The 21960-nt window shown below is 72.3% G+C and carries 9 protein-coding genes; 5 read left to right on the top strand and 4 right to left on the bottom strand.

All coding sequences use genetic code 11. The features are described from left to right. Positions 1–7 precede the first annotated feature (7 nt). On the top strand, positions 8–607 hold the full coding sequence (locus ACIP4P_RS35685) for a fasciclin domain-containing protein (RefSeq protein ID WP_400925705.1): 600 nt from the start codon (positions 8–10) through the stop codon (positions 605–607). Between the two features lie 269 nt (positions 608–876). Beyond that, positions 877–14640 carry a hypothetical protein gene (locus tag ACIP4P_RS35680; RefSeq protein ID WP_400925703.1) on the top strand — a complete coding sequence of 4588 codons (13764 nt, stop codon included), beginning with the start codon at positions 877–879 and terminating at the stop codon, positions 14638–14640. 90 nt (positions 14641–14730) lie between these two features. Here the strand turns inward: ACIP4P_RS35680 and ACIP4P_RS35675 are convergent, their stop codons facing one another. Continuing rightward, positions 14731–16137, bottom strand: coding sequence for an amino acid permease (locus ACIP4P_RS35675; protein WP_400925942.1), 1407 nt, complete (start codon positions 16135–16137; stop codon positions 14731–14733). 406 nt (positions 16138–16543) lie between these two features. Here ACIP4P_RS35675 and ACIP4P_RS35670 point away from each other — a divergent pair, with 406 nt between their 5' ends. Next, positions 16544–16762 carry a hypothetical protein gene (locus ACIP4P_RS35670; RefSeq protein WP_400925701.1) on the top strand — a complete coding sequence of 73 codons (219 nt, stop codon included), beginning with the start codon at positions 16544–16546 and terminating at the stop codon, positions 16760–16762. Between the two features lie 120 nt (positions 16763–16882). On the opposite strand, the gene ACIP4P_RS35665 is transcribed toward ACIP4P_RS35670, so the two are convergent. Next, complete coding sequence (locus tag ACIP4P_RS35665; RefSeq protein WP_350512543.1) at positions 16883–17827, bottom strand: deoxyribonuclease IV; 945 nt, start codon at positions 17825–17827, stop codon at positions 16883–16885. Between the two features lie 272 nt (positions 17828–18099). Here ACIP4P_RS35665 and ACIP4P_RS35660 point away from each other — a divergent pair, with 272 nt between their 5' ends. Beyond that, positions 18100–19179, top strand: a complete 1080-nt coding sequence (locus ACIP4P_RS35660) for a nitrous oxide reductase family maturation protein NosD (RefSeq protein ID WP_400925698.1) — start codon at positions 18100–18102, stop codon at positions 19177–19179. A gap of 26 nt (positions 19180–19205) precedes the next feature. Beyond that, the gene (locus ACIP4P_RS35655) at positions 19206–20246 is read left to right on the top strand and encodes a methyltransferase (protein ID WP_400925697.1); all 1041 of its coding nucleotides are present in this window, start codon (positions 19206–19208) and stop codon (positions 20244–20246) included. An 89-nt stretch (positions 20247–20335) separates the two neighbouring features. Here the strand turns inward: ACIP4P_RS35655 and ACIP4P_RS35650 are convergent, their stop codons facing one another. Continuing rightward, positions 20336–21022: a class F sortase gene (locus ACIP4P_RS35650; RefSeq protein ID WP_400925695.1), complete on the bottom strand. Its 687-nt coding sequence runs from the start codon at positions 21020–21022 to the stop codon at positions 20336–20338. A gap of 117 nt (positions 21023–21139) precedes the next feature. Continuing rightward, positions 21140–21595 (bottom strand): hypothetical protein, encoded by a 456-nt coding sequence (locus ACIP4P_RS35645; RefSeq protein WP_400925693.1) that lies wholly within the window; start codon positions 21593–21595, stop codon positions 21140–21142. Between the last annotated feature and the right edge of the window lie 365 nt (positions 21596–21960).

Raw genomic sequence — 21960 nt, 5'->3', positions numbered from 1 at the left:
AGTTCGCATGCCCAGTCGTCCCCTCGGTCCGGCCGCCCTGCTGGTGGGTGCCGTCCTCGTGTTCGCCCCGCTCACCGGCTGCAGCGGCGGCGGGGTGGACGCGCCCGGGCCGGTCGTCGCCGCGCCTCCGCCGCCGGAGAAGGCCTTCGGCCAGGCCTGCACCGCCCTGTCCGGGAACGGTGGCGGCGGGAGCCTGGACGCGCTCGGCGGCCAGCCCGTGCTGACCGCGATCGACCAGACCAAGGACCTCGGGCAGCTGTCGGCCCTGATCAAGACGGCCAAGGCCAAGGACATCTTCGACTCGATGGAGAACGTCACCGTCTTCGCCCCGAACGACGCGGCCTTCGGGAAGCTGACCGAGGACCAGAAGAAGTCCCTGGCCACCCAGCAGGGCGCGGGGGACCTCGTCCGCAAGCTGATCGTCGTCCGCGACCTGCGCAAGGACGACCTCCAGGACAAGCAGTACAACTCGCTCCAGGGCGCCGTCATCAAGGCCACCGGGAGTGGCGAGGACTACCGCATCGGCGGCGCGCAGGTGCTCTGCGGCAGCATCAAGACGGCCAACGCGCGGCTCGCGGTGCTGGACACGGTGCCGGCCTTCGGCTGACGAGCGGCGTCCCCGAGGTGGGCCGGTCCGGTGGACCGGCCCACCTCGTCGTGTACCGGGGGCCGGGCGCGGGCAGACTGCGCCGAACGGTCCGGGGTGTTGCGCCGAACGTGCGGATTCCGTGACGAACATCCGATGACACGATGTCAGGTCATCCTGACGCGGGGCCTTCCCTAGGCACGCTCTGATCTCGCACGCGCATTCGCGTGACTGTCGTGTGGTCCGCCGATCTGCGCCCAGCGGTGCGCGGTCGCGAGAGGAGACGCCGGATGGCTCCGGTCAGGTCGTTGCCCGGCGGTCGGTTCCCGACGGCGCTGCGCGGGCTGCTCGCGCTGCTCTGCCTCGTGCCCCAGAGCGGGCTCGCGCTCGCCGCGGCCGCGCCCGCGTACGCGCCGCAGGGGCTCCCGGAGAAGCAGCGGGCCGCGGTGGCCTGCACGCCGAGGTTCACCGGTGCGACCAACTGCGTCCGCTACACCTACAGCGGCGGTGACCAGACCTTCACCGTGCCGCCCGGCGTGACCAGCGTCTACGCCCGGGTCTTCGGCGGTGGCGGCGCGGGTTCCCCGAGCGCCTACTACACCGGCCAGTACGGCGGCGGTGGCGGTGGCTACACCACCGGCAGCATCGCGGTGACGCCCGGGCAGCAGCTGACCGTCACCGCCGGTCAGGGCGGCCTGTTGAACAGCACCGCCACGACCTACGGCGGCGGTGGCGCGGGCGGCCAGGGCGGCTACCAGAACCTCGGGACCGGCGGCAGCGGCGGCGGCCTGAGCGCCGTCTGGAACGGCAACTACGGCAGCACCCCGCTGCTCGTCGCCGGTGGTGGCGGCGGCTCCTCGCCCGGCGGCGACACCTTCACCCCGGCAGGCGGCAGCGGCGGCGGCAGCAACGGCGGCCAGGACAACCAGCCCACCATCTCCGGCCGCGGCGGCAGCCAGACCGCGGGCGGCGCCGCGGCCACCCAGACGGCCTGCGCGGCGGCCCAGGCCGGCAGCCAGTACCTGGGCGGCCGCGGGGCCAGTTCCAGCAACTACGAGGGCGGTGGCGGCGGTGGCGGCGGCTACTACGGCGGTGGTGGCGGCGCCTGCCAGCGTTCCGGCGGTCCCGAGGCCAACGGCATGGGCGGCGGCGGCTCCGGCTACAACCGGGGTGCCGGCGTCACCAACACCCAGACCTCCAACGGCACCAACGCCAGCGGCAACGGCGTCGGCGGCACCTCGGGCGGCCGCACCGACCCGCAGTACTCCACCGGCATCGGCAACGGCGGCGGCTACACCGGCGGCGGCAACGGCGAGGTCGTCATCGAGTGGCAGACCCTGGTCGGCCTCTCCATCGCCAAGACCGCCTCCCCGACCACCTACGTCCCGGGCCGCACCCTCACCTACACGGTCGTGGTGAGCAACTCCGGTCCGGCGCCCGCCGTCGGCGCGGCGGTGCGCGACGCGCTGCCGTCGGCGCTGTCCGGCTTCACCTGGACCTGCGCGCCCGGTTCCGGCAGCAGTAGCTGCGGCAGCGCGAGCGGCACCGGCAGCATCGACACCACGGCCACCATCGCGGCCAACGACCGGGTCACGTACACCATCACCGGTACCGTCCCGTCCGGCACCACGGGCACGCTCTCCAACACCGCGACGGTCACCCGCCCCGCCGCCTCGACCGACCCCAACTGCGGCCCGACCTGCTCCAGCACCGTCGACACACCGGGCCAGGTCACCACCGGGCTGTCGGTGACCAAGACCCCGGACAAGAACCCGTACGTGCCCGGCCAGCCGCTGACCTACACGATCACGGTGAAGAACACCGGCCCCTCGGACGCGACCGGCGTGAGCGTCCGGGACACCCTGCCCGCCGCGATCCAGAACTTCACCTGGACCTGCACGGCCGCCGCGGGCAGCAGTTGCGGCAGCACCCCCTCCGGCACCGGCAACATCAACACCACGGTCAACCTCCCGGCCGGCGGCCAGGTGACGTACACCCTGACCGGCACCGTGCCGCCGGACGCCACCGGCTCCCTGGACAACCGGGCCACCGTCACCCCGCCGGCCGGCGCCACCGACCCGAACTGCTCGCCGAACTGCACCAGCACCGCGAACCCGATCCCGCCGGGCGGCCAGGCCAACCTGGTGGTCTCCAAGACCCTGCTGACCAGCCCGGTGGTGCCCGGCCAGCCGATCAAGTGGCAGGTCAAGGTCACCAACAACGGCCCCTCGACGGCCCGCAACGTCGTCGTCACCGACCAAGTCCCGACCGGGGTCACCGGCCCGAGCATGGTCAACGACCAGGACTCCTCGACCTGTCCGATCAGCAACGGCACCGCCACCTGCCCGGCCGTCACCATCCCGGTCAACGGCACCGCCAGCTGGACGCTCTCCGGCACGCTGTCGGCCGACGCGACCACGACCCCCACCAACTCGGCGGTGGTCACCGGCGGCCCCGACCCGTCCGCCTCCTCGCGCACGGCCGTCGCCTCGCCGACCTCGACGCCCTCCCCGCAGGCCAACCTGACCATCTCCAAGACCCTGCTGACCAATCCGGTGGTCCCCGGTCAGCAGGTCCAGTGGCGGGTGACCGTCACCAACAACGGTCCGTCGCGGGCGCGGAACGTCGTGGTGACCGACCAGGTCCCGACGGGCGTGACCAACGCCTCGATGACGGCCTCGGACGGCACGGCCTGTCCGATCAGCAACGGCACCGCGACGTGCCCGGCCGTCGAGATCCCGGCCGGCTCCTCCGCGAACTGGACGCTCTCCGGCACGCTGTCTCCCGACGCCACCACCACGCCGACCAACACCGCCGTGGTCACCGGCGGTCCCGACCCCTCGGCCACGGCCCGCACGGCGGTGGCCTCGCCGTCCAATTCGCCGTCGCCGCAGGCGAATCTGACGGTCTCGAAGTCGCTGCTGACCAATCCGGTGGTGCCCGGTCAGCCGATCCAGTGGCGGGTGACCGTCACCAACAACGGTCCGTCGCGGGCGCGGAACGTCGTCGTCACGGACACCGTCCCGGCCGGGGTCACCGGTGCCTCGATGAAGGCGGACGCGGACGGGACGTCCTGTCCGATCAGTAACGGGACGGCCACCTGCCCGGCCGTCGAGATCCCGGCCGGGACGTCGACCAGCTGGACGCTGAACGGCACCCTGTCACCGGACGCCACCGTGACCCCGACCAACACGGTGACCGTCACCGGCGGGCCCGACCCCTCCGCCTCCACCCGCACGGCGGTGGCCTCGCCGACCGCCTCGCCCTCCCCGCAGGCCAACCTCACCGTCTCCAAGGCACTGCTCACCAACCCGGTGGTGCCCGGTCAGCAGATCCAGTGGCAGGTCACGGTCTTCAACTCCGGTCCGTCCCGGGCCCGGAACGTCGTGGTGACGGACCAGGTCCCGGCCGGGGTGACCAACGCCACGATGACCGCCCGGGACGGCACCGCCTGCCCGATCAGCAACGGCACCGCGACCTGCCCGGCGGTGGAGATCGCGGCGGGCCAGACCATGACGTGGACGCTCTCCGGCACGCTCGCCTCCGATGCGACCGTCACGCCGACGAACACGGCGACCGTCACCGGCGGTCCTGATCCGACGGCGTCCACCCACACGGCGGTGGCTTCGCCGTCCAACTCGCCGTCGCCGCAGGCGAATCTGACGGTGTCGAAGTCGCTGCTGACCAATCCGGTGGTGCCTGGGCAGCAGATCCAGTGGCAGGTGAGCGTCACCAACAACGGGCCGTCGCGGGCGCGCAACGTCGTCGTCACCGACACCGTGCCGACCGGTGTGACCAACGCGTCGATGAAGGCCGGGGACGGGACGGACTGTCCGATCGCCAACGGCACCGCGACCTGTCCGGCCGTGGAGATCGCGGCGGGCCAGACCATGACGTGGACGCTCTCCGGCACGCTCGCCTCCGACGCGACCGTCACGCCGACGAACACGGTGACGGTGACGGGTGGTCCTGATCCGACGGCGTCCACGCATACGGCGGTGGCGTCGCCGTCCAATTCGCCGTCGCCTCAGGCGAATCTGACGGTGTCGAAGTCGCTGTTGACCAATCCGGTGGTGCCCGGCCAGCAGATCCAGTGGCGGGTGAGTGTCACCAACAACGGTCCCTCGCTGGCCCGGAACGTCGTCGTCACCGATCAGGTCCCGGCGAACGTGAACGACGCCTCGATGCGGGCCGACGCCGATGGGACCGCCTGCCCGATCGGCAACGGGACGGCGACCTGTCCGGCCGTGGAGATCCCGGTGGGCCAGACCTCGACCTGGACGCTGACCGGCACGCTCGCCTCCGATGCGACCGTCACGCCGACGAACACGGCGACCGTCACCGGCGGTCCTGACCCGACGGCGTTCACCCACACGGCGGTGGCTTCGCCGTCCAATTCGCCGTCGCCTCAGGCGAATCTGACGGTGTCGAAGTCGCTGCTGACCAACCCGGTGGTGCCCGGCCAGCAGATCCAGTGGCAGGTGACCGTCACCAACAACGGCCCGTCCCGCGCGCGCAACGTCGTCGTCACCGACACCGTCCCGACCGGCGTGACCAACGCCTCGATGAAGGCCGCGGACGGAACCGACTGCCCGATCGCCAACGGCACCGCGACCTGCCCGGCAGTGGAGATCCCCGCCGGCCAGACCGTGACGTGGACGCTGACCGGGACCCTGGACCCGAACGCGACCACCACCCCCACCAACAGCGTCACCGTGACCGGCGGCCCGGACCCGACCGCCTCCAGCCACACCGCGGTCGCCTCACCGACCGGCACGCCGACGCCGCAGGCGGGCCTGACCATCGCCAAGGTCCTGCTCACCGACCCGGTGGTGCCCGGTCAGCAGATCCAGTGGCGGGTGAGCGTGACGAACAACGGTCCGTCCCGGGCGCGCAACGTCGTCGTCACCGACCAGATCCCGGCGGGGGTGAACAACGCGACGATGGCGGCCGACACCGACGGCACGCCGTGCCCGGTCGCCAACGGCACCGCCACCTGCCCGGCCGTCGAGATCCCGGCCGGCTCCACGCTCACCTGGACGTTGACCGGCACACTCGCGTCCGACGCGACCACCACGCCGACCAACACGGCGGTGGTCACCGGCGGCCCCGACCCGTCGGCCACCGCGCACACCGCCGTCGCTTCGCCGACCGCCTCGCCGACGCCGCAGGCCGGCCTCACCGTCTCCAAGGTGCTGCTCACCGACCCGGTGGTGCCGGGTCAGCAGATCCAGTGGAGGGTCAGCGTGACGAACAACGGCCCCTCGCTGGCGCGGAACGTCGTGGTCACGGACACCGTGCCCACCGGCGTGAACGACGCCTCGATGGCGGCCTCGGACGGGACCGCCTGCCCGATCAGCAACGGTGTCGCCACCTGCCCGGCCGTGGAGATCCCGGTGGGCCAGACGTCGACCTGGACGCTGACCGGCACCCTGGCTCCCGACGCGACGACGACGCCGACCAACACCGCCACCGTCACCGGCGGGCCCGACCCGGCCACCCCGACACACACCGCCGTCGCCTCACCGACCGCCTCGCCCTCCCCGCAGGCCAACCTCACCGTCTCCAAGTCGCTGCTCACCGACCCGGTGGTGCCTGGGCAGCAGATCCAGTGGCGGGTCAGCGTGACGAACAACGGGCCTTCGCGGGCGCGGAACGTCGTGGTCACGGACCAGGTCCCGGCGGGCGTCGGCAATGCGACGATGACGGGGTCGGACGGCTCCACCTGTCCGATCAGCAACGGCACCGCGACCTGCCCGGCGGTGGAGATCCCGGCGGGCCAGACCATGACGTGGACGCTCTCCGGCACGCTCGCTTCCGACTCGACCGTCACGCCGACGAACACGGCGACCGTCACTGGCGGTCCTGACCCGACGGCGTCCACGCACACGGCGGTGGCATCGCCGTCCAACTCGCCCTCCCCGCAGGCCAATCTGACCGTCTCCAAGGTGCTGCTGACCAACCCGGTGGTGCCTGGGCAGCAGATCCAGTGGCAGGTCAGCGTCACCAACAACGGTCCGTCGCAAGCCCGGAACGTCGTGGTTACGGACCAGGTCCCGGCGGGCGTCGGCAATGCGACGATGACGGGGTCGGACGGTTCCACCTGTCCGATCAGCAACGGCGTGGCCACGTGCCCGGCCGTGGAGATCCCGGTGGGGCAGACCATGACGTGGACGCTGTTCGGCACGCTCGCTTCCGATGCGACGGCGACGCCGACGAATACGGTGACGGTGACGGGTGGTCCTGATCCGACGGCCTCCACGCATACGGCGGTGGCGTCGCCGTCCAATTCGCCGTCTCCGCAGGCCAATCTGACCGTCTCCAAGGTGCTGCTGACAAACCCGGTGGTGCCCGGCCAGCAGATCCAGTGGCGGGTGAGTGTCACCAACAACGGTCCCTCGCTGGCCCGGAACGTCGTCGTCACCGATCAGGTCCCGGCGAACGTGAACGATGCCTCGATGCGGGCCGACGCCGACGGGACCGCTTGTCCGATCGGCAACGGGACGGCGACCTGTCCGGCCGTGGAGATCCCGGTGGGCCAGACCTCGACCTGGACGCTGACCGGCACGCTCGCCTCCGACGCGACCGTCACGCCGACGAACACGGCGACCGTCACCGGCGGTCCTGACCCGACGGCGTCCACCCACACGGCGGTGGCTTCGCCGTCCAACTCGCCCTCGCCGCAGGCGAATTTGACGGTGTCGAAGTCGCTGCTGACCAACCCTGTCGTGCCCGGCCAGCAGATCCAGTGGCAGGTGACCGTCACCAACAACGGCCCGTCCCGCGCGCGCAACGTCGTCGTCACGGATCAGGTGCCGACTGGGGTCGGCAATGCGACCATGACCGGATCGGACGGCTCCTCCTGCCCGATCGCCAGCGGTACGGCGACCTGCCCGGCGGTGGAGATTCCGGCGGGCCAGACCATGACGTGGACGCTCTCCGGCACGCTCGCTTCCGATGCGACGGCGACGCCGACGAACACGGTGACGGTGACGGGCGGTCCGGATCCGGCGACTCCGACGCATACGGCGGTGGCGTCGCCGTCGAACTCGCCCTCGCCGCAGGCCAACCTGACCGTTGCGAAGTCCCTGACGACGAACCCCGTCGTGCCGGGTCAGCAGATCCAGTGGCAGGTGACTGTCACCAACAACGGTCCGTCGCAGGCACGGAACGTCGTGGTGGCGGACCAGGTGCCGGCGGGTGTGACCAACGCGTCGATGACGGCTTCGGACGGTACGGTATGCCCGATCGCCAGCGGTACGGCGACGTGTCCGGCGGTGGAGATCGCAGTGGGGCAGACACTGACCTGGACGCTGTCCGGCACGCTCGCCTCCGATGCGACGGTCACGCCGACGAACACGGTGACGGTGACGGGTGGTCCTGATCCGACGGCTTCCACGCACACTGCCGTCGCATCGCCGTCGAACTCGCCGTCGCCGCAGGCGAATCTGTCGGTGTCGAAGGTGTTGCTGACCGATCCGGTGGTGCCGGGTCAGCAGATCCAGTGGCGGGTCAGCGTGACGAACAACGGTCCCTCGCAAGCACGAAACGTGGTTGTCGCGGACCAGGTCCCGGCGGGCGTGAGCGGTGCTTCGATGCGGGCCGACGCCGACGGTTCGGTCTGTCCGATCGCCAGTGGGACGGCGACGTGTCCGGCGGTGGAGATTCCGGTGGGGCAGACGCTGACCTGGACGCTGTCCGGCACGCTCGCTTCCGATGCGACGGCGACGCCGACGAACACGGCGACGGTCACTGGCGGTCCTGACCCGACGGCCTCCACGCACACTGCCGTCGCTTCGCCGTCGAACTCGCCGTCACCGCAGGCGAATCTGTCGGTGTCGAAGGTGTTGCTGACTGACCCGGTGGTGCCGGGTCAGCAGATCCAGTGGCAGGTGAGTGTCACCAACAACGGTCCGTCGCAGGCGCGGAACGTCGTGGTGGCGGACCAGGTGCCGGCGGGTGTGACCGGCGCGTCGATGACCGCGCAGGACGGTACGGCCTGTCCGATCAGCAATGGAACGGCGACGTGTCCGGCGGTGGAGATCCCAGTGGGTCAGACGCTGACCTGGACGCTCTCCGGCACGCTCGCCTCCGACGCCACGGCCACGCCGACGAACACGGCGACGGTCACCGGTGGTCCGGACCCGACGGCCTCCACGCATACCGCCGTCGCTTCGCCGTCGAACTCGCCGTCACCGCAGGCGAATCTGTCGGTGTCGAAGTCGCTGGTGACCAACCCGGTGGTCCCCGGGCAGCAGATCCAGTGGCAGGTGAGTGTCACCAACAACGGTCCTTCCCAGGCGCGGAACGTCGTGGTGACGGACCAGGTGCCGACGGGTGTCTCGGGTACGAGCATGAAGTCCGACGCCGACAACGCCCCCTGTCCGATCGCCAACGGCACCGCGACCTGCCCGGCCGTCGAGATTCCGGTGGGGCAGACGTTGACCTGGACGCTGTCCGGCACGCTGGCCTCGGATGCGACGCTCACGCCGACGAACACGGTGACTGTCACCGGTGGTCCGGATCCGACGGCTTCCACGCACACGGCGGTTGCGTCCCCGTCCAACTCGCCTTCTCCGCAGGCCAATCTGACCGTCTCCAAGGTGCTGTTGACCAATCCGGTGGTGCCGGGTCAGCAGATCCAGTGGCAGGTCAGCGTGACGAACAACGGTCCTTCGCGGGCGCGGAACGTCGTGGTGGCGGACCAGGTGCCGGCGGGCGTGACCGGCCCGTCGATGACCGCGCAGGACGGCACGGCCTGTCCGATCAGCAACGGGACGGCGACGTGTCCGGCGGTGGAGATTCCGGTGGGGCAGACGTTGACCTGGACGCTGTCCGGCACGCTCGCTTCCGATGCGACGGCGACGCCGACGAACACGGCGACGGTCACCGGCGGTCCTGACCCGACGACCTCCACACACAGCGCCGTCGCTTCGCCGTCGAACTCGCCGTCGCCGCAGGCGAATCTGTCGGTGTCGAAGGTGCTGCTGACCAACCCGGTCGTCCCCGGACAGCAGATCCAGTGGCAGGTCAGCGTGACGAACAACGGGCCGTCCCGGGCCCGCGACGTGGTGGTCGCCGACACCGTCCCGGCGGGCGTGACCGGTCCGTCGATGACCGCGCAGGACGGTACGGCCTGTCCGATCAGCAACGGGACGGCGACGTGTCCGGCGGTGGAGATCCCGGTGGGGCAGACGCTGACCTGGACGCTGTCCGGCACGCTCGCCTCCGACGCCACGGCCACGCCGACGAACACGGCGACGGTCACCGGCGGGCCGGACCCGGCCACTCCGACGCACACCGCCGTCGCCTCGCCGTCCAACTCGGCCTCGCCGCAGGCCAGTCTCACCGTCTCCAAGGTGCTGCTCACCGATCCGGTGGTCCCCGGGCAGCAGATCCAGTGGCGGGTGACGGTCACCAACAACGGGCCGTCCCGGGCCCGTGACGTGGTGGTCACCGACCGTGTCCCGGACGGCGTCGGAGGTGCGAGCATGACCGCGGCCGACGGCGCGGTCTGCCCGGTCACGAACGGGACGGCCGTCTGCCCGGCGATCGAACTCGCGGTCGGCCAGAGCCAGTCCTACACGCTGACCGGCATGCTCGTGCAGGACGCGACCTCCACTCCGACGAACACGGCGCTGGTGACGGGCGGGCCGGACCCGGCCACCCCGACTCACACGGCGGTCGCGAGTCCGTCCAACTCGCCCTCACCGCAGGCGAACCTGACCATCGCCAAGGCTCTGCTGACGGACCCGGTCGTCCCGGGGGAGCGGATCCAGTGGCGGGTGACGGTGACCAACAACGGTCCCTCCCGGGCCCGCAACGTCGTCCTCACGGACCGCATCCCGGCCGGGGTCGACAACGCCGTCCTCCAGGCGGACGCCGACGCGTCCCGCTGCCCGGTCACCAACGGCACCGCCGTCTGCCCGGCGATCGAGCTGGAGGTCGGGCAGACGACGTCGTACACGCTGACGGGGACGCTGGCCCCGGACGCGACCAGTACGCCGACGAACACGGCGGTGGTGACGGGTGGTCCCGATCCGAGTGCGACGGCGCACACGGCGGTGGCATCACCCAGCAACTCGCCCTCACCGCAGGCGAATCTGAGCATCGCCAAGGTGCTGCTGACCGACCCGGTGGTACCGGGGGAGCGGATCCAGTGGCGGGTGACGGTGACCAACAACGGGCCGTCCCGGGCCCGGAATGTGGTGGTCACCGACAACGTCCCGGCCATGGTCGACGGCCCGAGCATGACCTCGGACGCCGACGGGACGGCCTGTCCGATCGCGAACGGCACGGCGACCTGCCCGGCCGTGGAGCTCCCGGCCGGCGCGACCGTCTCCTACACCGTGACGGGGACGCTCGACCAGGCGGCGACCAGCACGCCGGTGAACGTGGCCGTCGTCACCGGCGGTCCCGACCCGACCGCGACCGCCCACACGGCGACCGCGCAGGCCAGTGAGACGGTCGTGCCGCAGGCGCGGCTGACCGTGTCGAAGGCGCTGGTGACCGACCCGGTGGTCCCGGGCCAGCCGATCGCCTGGCGGATCAGCGTCACCAACAACGGGCCGAGCCGGGCCCGAAACGTCGTGGTCAGCGACCGCATCCCGGACGGGGTCGTGGGCGCTTCGCTCTCCCCGGACGACACTCATGCGGCCTGTCCGATCAGCGGTGGGACGGCGACCTGCCCGGCGGTCGAGATCCCGGTCGGCGGGACCGTCACCTACACGCTCTCGGGCACCCTAGCCCAGGACGCGACCGTCACCCCGGCCAACTCGGCGGTGGTGACGGGCGGGCCGGATCCGGCGACGCCGACGCACACGGCGGTCGCATCGCCGTCCAACTCGCCCTCACCGCAAGCGAATCTGACGGTCGCCAAGGTGTTGGTGACCGACCCGGTGGTACCGGGGGAGCAGATCGAGTGGCGGGTGACGGTGATGAACAACGGGCCGTCCCGGGCCCGGAACGTCATGGTCACGGACCGGATCCCGGCCGGGGTGTCCGGCGCGACGATGACCTCGGACGAGAGCGGCGCCACCTGCCCGATCGGCAACGGCGTCGCGACCTGCCCGGCGATCGAGCTGGAGGTCGGGCAGCTGGCCTCCTACACGCTGAGCGGGACGCTGGACGCCAATGCGACCGTCACACCGACGAACACGGTGACGGTGACGGGTGGTCCGGATCCGGCGACGCCGACGCACACGGCGGTCGCATCGCCGTCCAACTCGCCCTCACCGCAGGCGAACCTGTCGGTGTCGAAGGTGTTGGTGACCAACCCGGTCGTCCCCGGGCAGCAGATCCAGTGGCGGGTGAGCGTGACGAACAATGGTCCGTCGAGGGCTCGTAACGTGGTCGTGGCGGACCAGGTTCCGGCGGGTGTGACCAATGCGTCGATGGTGGCGCAGGACGGCACGCCGTGTCCGATCGCGAACGGTATGGCGACCTGCCCGGCCGTGGAGATTGCGCCCGGTGAGACGTTCACCTGGACGTTGACCGGCACGCTGGACGCCAATGCCACCACGACGCCCACCAACACGGTGACGGTGACGGGTGGTCCGGACCCTGCGACACCGACGCACACGGCGGTCGCGAGCCCGTCCAACTCGCCGTCCCCGCAGGCGAGTCTCACGGTCGCCAAGGTGTTGGTGACCAACCCGGTGGTGCCGGGGGAGCAGGTCCAGTGGCGGGTGAGTGTGACGAACAATGGTCCGTCGAGGGCCCGGAACGTGGTCGTGGCGGACCAGGTTCCGGCGGGTGTGACCAATGCGTCGATGGCGGCGCAGGACGGCACCCCCTGCGCGATCGCGAACGGTATGGCGACCTGCCCGGCCGTGGAGATCGCGCCGGGTGACACGCTCACCTGGACGCTGACCGGCACGCTCGACCCCAATGCCACCACGACGCCGACGAACACGGTGACGGTGACAGGTGGTCCGGATCCGGCGACGCCGACGCACACGGCGGTCGCGAGCCCGTCCAACTCACCCTCACCGCAGGCGAACCTGTCGGTGTCGAAGGTGTTGGTGACCAACCCGGTGGTCCCTGGGCAGCAGATCCAGTGGCGGGTGAGTGTGACCAACAACGGTCCGTCGAGGGCCCGGAACGTGGTCGTGGCGGACCAGGTCCCGGCGGGCGTGAACAGCGCGTCGATGGCGGCGCAGGACGGCACGCCGTGCCCGATCGCGAACGGTACGGCGACCTGCCCGGCCGTGGAGATCGCGCCCGGTGAGACGTTCACCTGGACGTTGACCGGCACGCTGGACCCCAGTGCCACCACGACGCCCACCAACACGGTGACGGTGACGGGTGGTCCGGACCCTGCGACGCCGACCCACACGGCCGTCGCGAGCCCGTCCGGCTCGCCCTCCCCGCAGGCACGGCTGAGCGTCTCCAAGGTGCTGCTGACCGACCCGGTGGTGCCGGGGCGGCAGATCCAGTGGCAGGTCGCCGTCACCAACCAGGGGCCGGCCACGGCGCGCGACGTCGTGGTGAGCGACCAGGTCCCGGCCGGGGTCGCGAACGCCTCGATGGCGGCCGACGACGGCACCTCGTGCCCGATCGCCGGCGGCACGGCGACCTGCCCGGCCGTCGACATCCCGGTCGGCTCGACCCGGACCTGGACGCTCACCGGCACGCTGGACGCCGCCGCCACCGCGACGCCCACCAACTCGGCGGTGGTGACGGGCGGGCCGGATCCGGCGACGCCGACGCATACGGCGGTCGCGAGCCCGTCGACATCACCCTCCCCGCAGGCGAGTCTGACGGTCGCCAAGGCGCTGGTCACCGACCCGGTGGTGGCCGGCGGGCCGATCGAGTGGCGGGTGACCGTGACGAACAACGGTCCCTCCACGGCGCGTGGCGTCGTGGTGACGGACCGGGTGCCGGCGGGCGTGACCAACGCGTCGATGACGGCGCAGGACGGCACGTCGTGTCCGATCGCCAACGGTACGGCGACCTGCCCGGCGGTGGAGATCCCGGTCGGCTCGACCCGGACCTGGACGCTGACGGGCACGCTGGACCCCAGTGCGACCGTCACGCCGACGAACACGGCGACGGTGACGGGCGGGCCGGATCCGGTCACTCCGACGCACACCGCTGTCGCCTCCCCGTCCAACTCGCCCTCGGCGCAGGCACGGCTGACCGTCGCCAAGGTGCTGCTGACCTCGCCGGTGGTCGCCGGGCAGCGGATCCAGTGGCAGGTCACCGTGACCAACGACGGGCCCTCGCTGGCGCGGAACGTGGTGGTCACCGACCAGGTGCCCAGCGGGGTGAACAACGCCTCGATGGCGGCCGACGCCGACGGCACGCCGTGCCCGATCGCGGACGGCGTCGCGACCTGCCCGGCCGTCGACATCCCGGTCGGTGCCACGGCGGCCTGGACGCTCTCCGGGACGCTGGACCCGAACGCCACGGTGACGCCGACCAACACGGTCACCGTCACCGGCGGGCCGGACCCGGTCACGCCGACGCACACGGCGGTCGCGACGCCCACCGAGCCGATCACCGTGCAGCACGACCTCCTCCTCACCAAGCAGGCCGCCCCGGCGAACCCCAAGGCCGGTGACACCGTCACCTACACCGTCACCGCCACCAACCGGGCCAGCGGCACCTACCTCGGGGCCGTCGTCACCGACGACCTCACCGGAGTCCTGGACGGCGCGGTCTACGGCGGCAACGCCCACGCCGGCACCGGGCGGACGGCCTACTCCGCGCCGAGGCTCACCTGGACGCTGGACATCCGGCCGGGTGCCACGGAGACCCTCAGCTACACCGTCACCGTCAGGTCGGACGCGGGCGGCCGGACGCTGGTCAACCGGCTCACCGCCGACGGCTCCAACTGCGCCGGCGGCAGCGGTGCCCGGCGGGCGGTGAGCGGCGGCAACTGCTCGACCACCACGGAGGTGCAGTCGACGCCGAGCCCGAGCCCGAGTCCGTCGCCGAAGCCCCCGCTGCCGCCCACGGGCAGCGGCGGGTCGCAGCCGGCGCTGCTGATCACCGTGCTGCTCCTGGTCCTCGGCGGCACCCTGATCGCGGTCCGGCGCCCCCGGCGCTGATCGGAGCATGTGGAACGCCCCCGGGTGGTCGGTGGAACCGACCGCCCGGGGGCGTTCTCACGAGCTATGGGGAAGGCAGGAGCCGAGCGGTCACGCCGATTCGGCGGTCTTGCGCCGGCCGGCCAGCCAGACGTAGACCAGGATGCCGGCGAACAGGAACAGCACGCCCTGGTAGACGGCCGCGTACCCGGCGCCGGCCAGCAGCCAGATCGAGAAGGCGAAGGCGCCGAGGCCGAGGACGGCGTCGCGCACCAGGTGGGCGCCGTTGACCTTGTCGGTGGAGCCGCGGACCAGCCAGTACAGCTGGGCGGCGGTGGAGAGCAGGTAGGGCACGACCGCGGTGAAGGTGGTGACCAGCACCAGCATGTCGAACGCGCCCTTGGCGCCGCTGGCGAAGTTGGCGATGGTCAGCAGCGAGGCGAGGGCGACGCTGACGATCACGCCGAAGGTCGGCACGCCGCGCTTCTCCTTGCCGAAGGCGGCCGGGAACAGGCCGTCCTTGGCGGCCGCGTACGGGGCCTGGGCGGCGAGCAGCGTCCAGCCGTTGAGTGCGCCGGTCATCGAGATCAGCGCGGCGACGGCGATCACCGTGCCGCCCCAGGTGCCGCCGAACATGCCGTTCATGGCGTCGGAGAAGGGTGCGCTGGAGCTGATCAGCTGCGGGTGCGCGACGGTGCCGAACACGGCGAGCGTGCCCAGCAGGTAGACCACGGCCGCGCCGCTGGTGCCGAGCACGCTGGCCCGGCCGACGTTGCGCTCCGGGTCGCGGACCTGCCCGGCGCTCATCGCGGCCGACTCCACGCCCAGGTAGCTGAACAGCAGGATCGCGGCGGCGGCCGTCATGCCGCCCATCCAGCCCTGGCCGCTGGCGTCGAAGGGTCCGAGGTTCTTCGGGTCGAAGAAGAACAGCCCGCCCACCGAGACCAGCAGCAGCGGGATGAACTTCAGGACGGTGGAGACGAGTTGGACCGCCCCGACGAAGCGGGTGCCGGCCAGGTTGGCCAGCGCGGGCAGCCACTGGAAGGCCAGCGCAGCGGTGATCTCCAGCGGGATGCTGTGGTGCAGCGGCACCAGCACGCCCAGGTAGCCGACGGCGGCCACCGCGAGCGCGGCGTTGCTGACCCAGGTGGTGATCCAGTACGACCAGGCGGACAGGAAGCCGGCGAAGTCGCCGAAGGCCTCGCGGGCGTAGACGTACGGGCCGCCGGTGCGCGGGTTGCGGCGTGCGAGCTGGCCGAAGACCAGGGCCAGGGCGATCGCGCCCACCGTGAGCACCACGAAGGCGAGCAGGCTGACCGTCCCGAACGGCGCCACGGCGGCCGGGATCATGAAGATGCCGCCGCCGATGATGTTGCCCATCACCAGGGCGGTGGCGGTCGGCAGCCCGAAGCGGCGGCCGTTCTTCGGGGGCTCGGGGGTGGCCGGGGCCTGGTCGACCGGATCGGTCGGGGCGCTCGGTCGGGTCGCCTGCCGGGTTGCGGCCGGGCTGCTCTGCATGAGGGTGGTGCGCCTTTCGTGGTCCTGCTCGCGCTCGGTGGAGCTACCGTTCATGCTCGGACCGGGCGGCACCTTGTACCAAATCGACGGGATTTGTTCATCCGGCCCGGCCGATCACCGCAAGATTTCCGGTCCGGGCCCGGTTGGACGGGCACTCGTCCGACCCGCCCCGAGCGACTGTTCGACCGCTTATGCGCGCGTACGACCGGCTTCGTCCGGTCGGGGGAGATGTGTCACCCGGATGCCGCAGCGCGGTTGCGGCGCGCACGGCGGCCGCGAATTCGTGTGCAAACGTTGCCCCCGCGCCTCCCGGAGGGGCGTCGCCCGGCCTGCCCGGCGGCCGTACCGGCCGTTCCGGAGGCGGGTTGAGGACCAGAATCGGACCAATCGGACCAGAGGACATCTGATGTCGCTTCGTGGAAACATCCGCAAGTTCGCCGTGATCGCCGCCGTGGCGGGTGCCGCCGCCCTCGCCGCGCCGGCGCCGGCGATGGCCTTCAACGCGTCGCACTCGTCGACCTCGCAGAGCCTGGAGTCGGGTTCGGCCGGTGTCGGCCTGTTCGGCCCGCACGCCAGCTGGACCAACATCCACGCGAACACCGAGGACGACTGCTTCAGCGGCTGAATCGCGTGATCGCGTGATCGCGTGATCGCCTGATCGACCGGTGAGCCCGGGGACCGCCACGGCGGTTCCCGGGCTCACCGCTGCCGCCGTGACCGGCCGGGCCGCTCGGCCGGGCGGGACCTACGCCACCGGCACGGCCGCCCGCTCGCGCAGCTCCCGCAGCACCGCGATGTCCATCGCGTGCCCGGTGCCGTCCCCGCCGTGCTTGCGGTCCGGGGTCTCCACCAGCAGCGGCACCCCGGCCGTCTCCGGGTGCTCGAACAGCTCCCGGAACGGCTCCGCGCCGATCATCCCGGCGCCGATGTTGGCGTGCCGGTCCTTGCGGGCGCCGACCACGTCCTCCGAGTCGTTGGCGTGGATCAGCCGCAGCCGGCCGGGGCCGGCGGCCGAGGCCAGGGCGTCCAGTGCGGCCGTCACCCCGCCGGGGACGGCCAGGTCGTGCCCGGCGGCGAAGGCGTGGCAGGTGTCCAGGCAGACGCCCACCTTGGGGTGGCCGTCCAACGCCTCCATGTACTCGGCCAGCTGCTCAAGCCGGGAGCAGAGCGAGCTGCCCTGCCCGGCGGTCGGCTCCAGCAGCAGCCAGGGGGCGTCGTCGCCGAGCGCGTCCAGCTCGTCCAGCAGCGGCCGGACGTCGGCGCGCACCTGCGCCATCGCCTCGGCCCGGCGCGAGCCGCCGCCGGGCGCCGTACCGACCGCCGAACCGGTGTGCAGCACGACGCCGAGCGCGCCGATCGCGTGGCCGCGGTGCAGCGAGTGCCGCAACGAGTCGGCCGAGCGCTCCCGGGTGGCCGGGTTGTCCGAGCCGAAGTTGATCAGGTACGGGGCGTGCACCCAGGCCGGGACGCCCTGCTCGGCGCAGGAGGCGCGGAACTCCTCGTCCTGCGCCGGATTGCCCGCGGGGGTGGCCCAGCCGCGCGGGTTGGCCACGAACACCTGCACCGTCTCGGCGCCCACCTTGTGCGCGTACGCCAGTCCCGTGCCCGCCAGGCCGCGACCGGCCACCGGGACGTGGGCGCCGATCGGGTTGCGGCGGGCGGCGGCGGACGGAACGGGTGCGGTGCTCATGCCCCCGAGCATGTCACGGGCGCGGGCGGCCGCGGTGCGCGGGCCCGGCCGCCCGGCGGGTGCGCGCGCCACGCCGGGGCGTCCCACCGGTGGCCGACGCCCCGTCAGTCCGGCAGCCCAGCCCTGGTGGCGGGCCCCCCGGGGCGCCCGTACCGTCGACTCGGCCGTACTCACCGACCGTCACCACTCGAACACGCCGGGGCGGACCGTCCCGTCGCCCCATCGCCGCACCGCGCGCGCCGACAGACGCGCCGAAAGACAGGTCACCACTCATGCCCACGCGTCGGGTCCACCACCTCGCCGCGGCCACCGCCGCCGCCACCGCACTGACCACCGTCCTCGCCACCCTGGCCGCCGCCCCCGCGGCGCACGCCGCCGGTGGCACCGTGCACCTCGTCGAGCCGGGAGGATCGATCCAGCAGGCCGTCGACGCCGCCGCCCCCGGCGACACCGTCCAGCTCCTCCCCGGCACCTACCGCGGCAGTGTCCGCATCACCACCCCCGGCCTCACCCTGCGCGGCGCCGGCCCGGCCAGCGTGATCACCCCCGGGGACGACACCGGGAACGCCTGCGCCACCGCCGGGCACGGCGTCTGCGTGGCCGGCAGCGAGGCGGCCCCGGTGCCCGACGTCACGATCGAGACCCTGGCCGTCACCGGCTTCCGCAAGAACGGCATCGACGCCAGCGGCACCACCGGCCTGACCGTCCGGGCCACCTACGTCCACGACAACGCCCAGCAGGGCATCAGCCAGGAGATGTCGACCAAGGCCGCCATCCTCGGCAACCGCTCGGTCGACAACGGCCAGTCCGGCGTCTTCCTCGCCAACTACGCCTACCGCGAGGGCGGCGCGCCCGACACCGGGGGCACCGTCGTCGAGGGCAACGAGCTGACCGGTAACCGGGTCGGCGTCACCGTGCGCCGACTGCGGGTGCTGACCGTCCAGGACAACCGGATCAGCGGCAACTGCAGCGGCGTCTTCGTGGTCGGCGACGAGGGCGTGCCCCGCGCCGGGGACCTCGACGTCAAGCACAACCGGGTGGTCGCCAACAACAAGTTCTGCCCGGCCAACCCGCGGCTGGGCGCCATCCAGGGCGCCGGCATCGTGCTCACCGGCACCGAGGACACCCGGGTGACCGACAACGAGGTCCACGACAACGTCGGCGCCTCGGACTTCTCCGGCGGCATCGTCCTGTTCAAGAGCGTCGTCGGCATCCCCAACACCCGGGCGACCATCGCCGACAACCACCTCAGCGGCAACGGCCCGGCCGACCTCGCCGACCGCGACACCGGCACCGGCAACACCTTCACCCGCAACACCTGCGCGCTCTCCGAGCCCTCCGGCCGTTGCTGACCGCCCCCGATCGACAAGGACCGCCCATGACCACCGCACCCGCCAACGCCAATGCCACCGCCCAGCCGGCGATGCGCCTGCGCGAACTCGTCTTCGGCGCCGCCTGCGCCGCCGCCGTCCGGGCCGCCGCCCGGCTCGGCGTCGCCGACGTGCTCGACGACACCCCGGCCGACGTCACCGAACTGGCCGCCCGGCTGAACACCGAACCCCGCCAGCTGCGCCGCCTGCTGCGCGCGCTCACCTGCTACGGGCTCTTCGCCGAGACCGGCGACGACCGCTTCGAGCACACCGAGATGTCCCTGCTGCTGCGCGAGGACGCCCCCAACTCGCTGCGCCACATCGCCCTCTGGTGCACCGAGCCGTGGACCTGGGAGGCCTGGCCGAAGCTGGACGAGGCGGTGCGCTCCGGGCGCAACGTCTTCCCCGAGCTGTTCGGCAAGGAGTTCTTCGACTACCTGCACAGCGACGCCGGCGATTCGGCGAAGGTCTTCGACAAGGCGATGACCACCTCCAGCCGGCAGTCCGCCGAGGACTTCGCCGACTACCTGGACCTCACCGGCATCGACTCGGTGGCCGACATCGGCGGCGGCCAGGGCCACGTGCTGGCCAGCCTGCTGGAGAAGCACCCGGCCCTGCACGGCACCCTGCTCGACCTGCCGAAGGTCGTGGCCGGCGCCGACTCCCGGCTGCAGGACGGCGGCGCCTTCTCCGCCCGCGCCCGCCTGGTGCCGGGCGACTGCCGGGTGGACATCCCGGTGCGCGCCGACCTCTACATCATCAAGAACATCCTGGAGTGGGACGACGACAGCACCCGCCGCACCCTGGCCAACGTGGTCGCCGTGGCGCGTCCGGGCGCCCGGGTCGTGGTGGTGGAGAACCTGGTCGACAACAGCCCGTCGATGCGCTTCACCACCGCGATGGACCTGATGCTGATGCTCAACGTGGGCGGCGCCAAGCACTCCGAGGAGAGCATGATCCGGCTGATGCAGGAGGCCGGCCTGGACGTCGCCGAGGTGCGCCCGGTCAACCCGTACCTGCACGCCTTCGAGGCCGCCGTCCGCGTCTGAGCCCGGAGGCCCGGTCACAGCCGACGGCCGCTGCACCCCCGAGGAGGGGGAGCAGCGGCCGTCGGCTGTGACCGGGCCTCCGCGGGTGGTCAGGCCCGGTGCGAGGACTCCAGGTGGGCGAAGACCACCACGTTGTCGAGGTAGTCGCGCTTCTTCTTGTCGTACGCGCCGCCGCAGGTGATCACGCGCAGCTGGGCGTCCGGGGTCTTGCCGTAGACCTTCTGGTCCGGGAAGGCGTCCTTGGCGAAGGTCTCCACCGAGTCGACCGAGAAGACCGCGACGGTGCCGTCCGCGCGGCTGACCTCGATCTTGTTGCCGGGCAGCAGCATGCTGAGCAGCAGGAACACCGCGGGGCCCTTGGTGGTGTCCACGTGCCCGGCGACGACGGCGCTGCCGCGCTCCCCCGGGGTGACGCCGTCCCGGTACCAGCCGACCAGGTTCTTGTCGTCCGGCGGCGGCGCGTTGAGCTGTCCGGCCGGGTTGAGGGTGAGTTCGGTGAACGGCGCGTCCACCGCGATCTGCGGGATCCGCAGCCGGGTCGGCTTGGCGCGCTTGAGCGCCGGGGCGCCGGGGGCGGCGGCGGCCGGGCTCGCGGGGGCGGTCGCCGCCCCCGGGACGGCGGGGGCGAGGGCCGCCGGGGGAGCGGCCTGACCGACCGTCTGCCCCTGGCGGGCTCCGGTGTCCACCGAGTTGTAGATCAGCAGCAGACCGACCGCCGCCGCGCCCATTCCGCCGCGCAGCAGCCGGGGCATTCCGGTGCCGGGACCGCCTGTCATCCTGTCCTCCGCTGGAAGTGCTCTACGTCAGGTGCCTGTTCCGCAACGGCCCGCCGCCCCCGTGCGCCCCACCCGGTGGCCGGGGAGACGCCCAGAGGCGGCATTCAGCGGCTGGGGTCAGGCGACGGCGCCGGTCGTGCGGCGGCCGCGGCGCAGCGCGTACGCGCCCGCGCCCAGGCCGCCGAGCAGCAGCACCGCGCCGGAGGCGAGGCCGCCGCCGGACAGGGCCAGGCCGCCGCCACCGGTGTGCACGCCGCCGTGCGGGGAGCCGTGCTCGTCCTCGCGGCCGTCGGAGCCCTTGCCGTGGTCGTCGTTCCCCTTGCCGTGGTCGTCGTTGCCCTTGTGCTCGCCCGAGCCCTTGTGGTCGTCGTTGCCCTTGTGCTCGTCGGAGCCGCCGGACTTCTTGTCGTCGTAGCCCTTCGAGTTGTCCGAGCCGTGGTCGGACTGCTTCTCCTGCCAGGTGAGGTTCTTGCCCTGGTCGGAGGAGGTGCCGTCGGCGAAGGCCAGCGGAGTGCCGACGGTGAGGGCGGCGGCGACGGCCGCTCCGGCGAGCAGCGTGCGTGCAGAACGCATGAGGGTGATCCTTCCGGCGCGCGGACCGCGACCGCCGGCACGGTGCCGGTCAAGGGGACTCGCGGGAAGTGGCGCCTGATCCACCGTCAACCAGGCTGCGGCCGCCTGCCACCGGAGCGTGGCGGCGTCGGTACGGACTGTGCGCCCTTCGGGTGGTGTCCCGGGCGTGTTCACCCGACTGCCCCGGCGATCCGGGTGAAACCCGCACCCGCTTCCGGTGGTGCGACCGGGCTGCGCCGCCGCCGGATGGTAGAGGGGCGTGTCGGCCCTGGACGCGCACATGGGCCCGCCCCCGGCGCACGGCCGGGGGCGGGCCCAGACGGGACTGCGGAGCGCGGCGGGCGGTCAGCGGTCCCAGCGGTAGA

Source organism: Kitasatospora sp. NPDC089509 (assembly GCF_044749365.1).
Lineage (GTDB): Bacteria > Actinomycetota > Actinomycetes > Streptomycetales > Streptomycetaceae > Kitasatospora.
Note: the sequence above shows the minus strand (reverse complement) of the source record. Positions and strands in the feature narration are given on the sequence as shown.